Annotated in this window: 1 protein-coding gene and 1 pseudogene; one reads left to right on the top strand and one right to left on the bottom strand. The window is 41.2% G+C overall.

What is annotated here, in order from left to right:
• The coding region (locus AAC033_RS18890) for a sulfatase (RefSeq protein WP_339741095.1) at window positions 1–1,340 on the bottom strand (1,340 nt) is incomplete at its 3' end.
• A 1,015-nt stretch (window positions 1,341–2,355) separates the two neighbouring features.
• On the opposite strand from AAC033_RS18890, the pseudogene AAC033_RS18895 reads away from it, so the two are divergent.
• Window positions 2,356–2,736 (top strand): annotated as a pseudogene (locus AAC033_RS18895) (transposase); the annotation flags it as partial.
• Window positions 2,737–2,796 lie beyond the last annotated feature (60 nt).

The following is a 2,796-nucleotide window of genomic DNA, read 5'->3' on the forward strand; positions in this document are numbered from 1 at the left end:
TTTTCAATAATAAATGATTTTGTTGGTGCAGCATCAATATCAGTAAAAGCCCAGTCAGAGTGGTGTATGCCATTTTCATCAATTCCATATAACGGGTAAAGTTGGTTCGTTGTTCCTGGTATAAAACGTTGGGGAGCGCCCGATGGCCAACGTTCTGGCTTCATGTTCCAAACAAGAAGAAAATCCCTACTTCGAATAATTCGTTGCGGATACCCCCAATTAAGATAGCGTGAAGAAGAATGACGTTCACGCCCTGCAAATACATATTCTCTTGATGGTTCAACAACACCCTGCTTTTTAGACTTCAGAATGTTCAAAATACTTCTCCCCGCAATCGGTAACATGCCTTCACTACTGGTGCCAGTTAATTCGAGAATTGTCGGCGCAATATCAGCGAAACTCACAGGATCATCAATAATCCGGCCACCAGGAAATTTTTTGGGAAAACGGACTGCAAAAGGAACATGAATCCCAAATTCATAACCGTTTGCTTTAGCTCTTGGAAACGCCATTCCGTTGTCAGATGTCACTATTACAATTGTATTCTCCAGTTCTCCAATCTGTTCCAGGTAAGTAAGCATTCGCTCCAAATGTAAATCGAACCATTCGATTTCAACAGCATAATCAAGGACATCTCCCCGAACGATTTCGTGATCAGGAAGAAATCCCGGAACTTCTGCATTTGACAGTTCTTTGTTGTTCCGCATCCATGAATCCTGCTCAAATCCACGATGTGGTTCATGAGCGCCATACCAAAAGAAAAAAGGCTTATCGCCACGCGTATTCTCCATGAAAAATTTGAAGTTTTCGAAATAATTCACCGGCGCAATTCCGGCGGCAGTGCGCTCGTCGGCTGCAGAACCATTTTCGTATCGAATGTTGCTGTAGGCCACTCCACCCGCATCGGTGGCCCGCCACAAAGAATCATTTTCATCTCGGGCATACTGGAAGGGAGAAACTCCCTTTCCAGTTCGTCCGGTTATATAACCATTGGCATCAAGCAGATCAATAAACGGGACATATTTTTTCAACCATGAAGAGGCATGCTGCCCCGACTGCTCGTTTTGCCAGTGGTAACGTCCGGTGACAATGGTACTGCGCGAAGGTGCGCAACCAGGCGAACCGGCTATACAATTGGCAAAATAAACTCCTTCGGTGGCCACCCGGTCGAAAGCCGGAGTTCGCACAAAGTTCGAACCCGCAAAACCGGTGTGGGGAAACGACTGGTCATCGCTGATGGCAAATAGGATGTTGGGGCGTTTTTCGGTCTTCTTTTCAGATGAGCACCCCAAAATAGTGACAGAAAAAGTAAGAACTGGCAGATAAAATAATGATTTCATAAAGGCTCGGTTTATGGTGTTATTTTTTTCAATGCAATAAAGACAAATTTTCAATCTAAAATTGAATAAACTTTTCATTTTTCGCCTACAGAGCAATCGGCCGCTCAGCTTTAAACTCCATCGCTTGTTCCAGACCTTAAATCTTTTACTCTATTTTTTGTTCTCATAGCTCACGTGGTACGTTGACAATACTGTCTTGCTCCAATTTCCTGATCTCTGAGTTAAATTTGTCCACCAACAACAATCTGCACGCAATGTATTGATATCGGTTGATAGAAAAGATTTAAGAACAACTTTCCGTTGGTTGATGACTATTTACAAATACAGACTACAAAAATATCGCAAACAGATTATGGCGAACTGTTAATAGGCCCATTTTAATCAACCAGCAATGATCTCTAATATTTAACTCAAACATTAATATATGAATCAGAAGTTACTATAAGCTATAAGAATAACATCATGTCGTATTTTGTAGCCTCAATGCTATAAATTACATGTATTTATCTCATTCTTAAGCCTTTCACACTGACAAAAGAGGAAGAGGAAGCACTCGAAAAGCTTCAAGAGAACAGGACTGATGCTACGGTCATGATACGCAGCCATTGTCTGTTTTTTTTCTCACCAAAGAGGAACGATCACTGATCTTTCGGGCATTTTTGATGTAAACAGAAGGACCATCGAACGTTGGTCTGACAGCTGGGCGAAAAACGGTCTCGACTCTCTTCCCGTCCAACCCGGACGAGGAGTTAAGACCCGGCTAAAAGGCCTTGAGTCAGAGGTTGAGAAGCAATTAAAAGAACACGACCGTAACTTTAAAAATGTATTGGTCTATCTGGAGAAACAGCACAATATCGTAATCCACTAAAAGACTTTGCAGAATTTTTTAAAAGATACTGAGCTATATCTGGAAGAGAGCCCGGCTGTCGCTAAAAAGCAAACGCAACCAAATGTGCCATACGCGTGGCAGACAAAAGAAAACCCGATATTGTAGCCTGCTGCCAAAGGAAAGTTCCTAAATGTTGTGGGCTTGATGAGCCGCAAAAACCAACTGTTTTTTGAAGTGAACGAAACGACATTCAATTCTGATAAGCTCATCGGTTTTATGGATAAGTTTATCGGGCAGATAGTTAAAAGGACTGTTGTAATACTTGATAATTCACCGATTCATAAATCTAAAAAGTTCATGGCAAAAATTGAAGAGTGGAGAAGAAATGATCTGTTGATTTATTTCCTCCCTCCATATTCACCGGAATTGAACCTGATAGAAATCCTGTGGCGGAGAATCAAATATCAATGGTTGCCTTTTGAAGCTTATCTCAGTTTTCAGAATCTCAAAGAACGCTTGTCGTACGTTTTGAATAATTTTGGTCCCAAATACGACATTAAATTTTAATCGTTACTTAGCTAATCTGTGGAAAAGGTTGCTGGCCTACTTTTCAGAACACAAAATAAA

Origin of the sequence: uncultured Sunxiuqinia sp. (assembly GCF_963974515.1) — a bacterium.
Classification (GTDB): domain Bacteria; phylum Bacteroidota; class Bacteroidia; order Bacteroidales; family Prolixibacteraceae; genus Sunxiuqinia.